1 protein-coding gene is annotated in these 1,117 nt (G+C 74.5%); it reads right to left on the bottom strand.

Annotation, left to right across the window (positions count from 1 at the left end):
- Nucleotides 1-294: 294 nt before the first annotated feature.
- Nucleotides 295-1,117, bottom strand: an 823-nt coding sequence (locus tag CCN44_RS42380) for a 4Fe-4S binding protein (RefSeq protein WP_086704600.1), incomplete at its 5' end; no start/stop codon positions are given.

The following is a 1,117-nucleotide window of genomic DNA, read 5'->3' as shown; positions in this document are numbered from 1 at the left end:
GCGCCACCCGGAGGGGCCCGCCGGTGGCGTCTCACCCGGCCGGGCCCCTCCGGGTGGCGCGGGCGGGACCGGCGGCGGAGGGTCGGAGCAGGATCGTCGGAGGGTCCGCTTCCGGATCGGTGGTGCGGGTACGTCCGCCGAGGCCGGAGCCCCCACGGACCGGCACGCCGCCTCGCCCGTCCCGGCGGCGGTGCGCCGACCGGCAGGGGCGGGGAACGGTGAATCCATGCGCTCGGGCCGCTGTTCCCCGCCCCGTCGCACACCGGCCGGCCGCGCCGGACGGGCAGCGGGGTCCTACTCGCTGTCCTCCGGGGCGGCGGGGCCGATGTCCGGGTGGCGCTTCGCGGGCGGGCGCCAGCCGCCGGTGACCTCCTTCGTGGGCTTGTGCGGGAAGCGGCGCTCGGCGTACCGCTGGGCCGCGGAGCCCGGCAGGACGTAGAGGGTCTCCGTCTTGTCCTGCAAGGGGCGCAGCACCGTGTCGAGGTAGTGCCTGCGGTCGTCGAGGTACGGCCCGAGGACGTCCTCGCCCGCGGGGCAGACGGCCAGGCAGTAACCGGACTTGTAGCTGGGCTTGAAGGCGAGGCTCTGCCACATCGAGGCGTTCTCCGGGTCGGTCACCCGGTCCCGGAAGTCGGCGGCGTCCTCGCTGTCGGCCACCGTCTGCGCCCAGTCGGTGAACCCGCTCATGAACTCGCGGTAGTTGTGGGTCGTACAGGCCAGCGGATCGAACGCGCCGTCCTTGCCGATCGCGCCCACCGGACACGCGGCGACGCACAGCTTGCAGTCCACGCACGGGTTGTAGTCCAGTGCCCGGCCGTACGCGCTCACCGGGGCGTCCACCAGGACCGTGGCCAGCAGGACGAAGCTGCCGAACCGGGGATGGATGACGTTGCGGTGCAGGCCCATCACGCCCAGCCCGGCGGCCACGGCCACGGTCTTGTGGGCCACCACCCAGATCCGGCCCGGGAAGCGCTCCATCTCCTGGGGGAAGCCCGCCGAGGGGTTGAGCGCGCGACGGCCGGCGTCCTGCAGGGCCCGGGCCACCGTGCGGGCGGCGGCGTTGACCTGTTCGTCGGTCTGGTGGAACTCCTGGTTCGCCACGCTGCGGGCGGGCGAG

Source organism: Streptomyces tricolor (genome assembly GCF_002155905.1).
In the GTDB taxonomy this organism is placed as follows: Bacteria; Actinomycetota; Actinomycetes; order Streptomycetales; family Streptomycetaceae; genus Streptomyces; species Streptomyces tricolor.
Note: the sequence above shows the minus strand (reverse complement) of the source record. Positions and strands in the feature narration are given on the sequence as shown.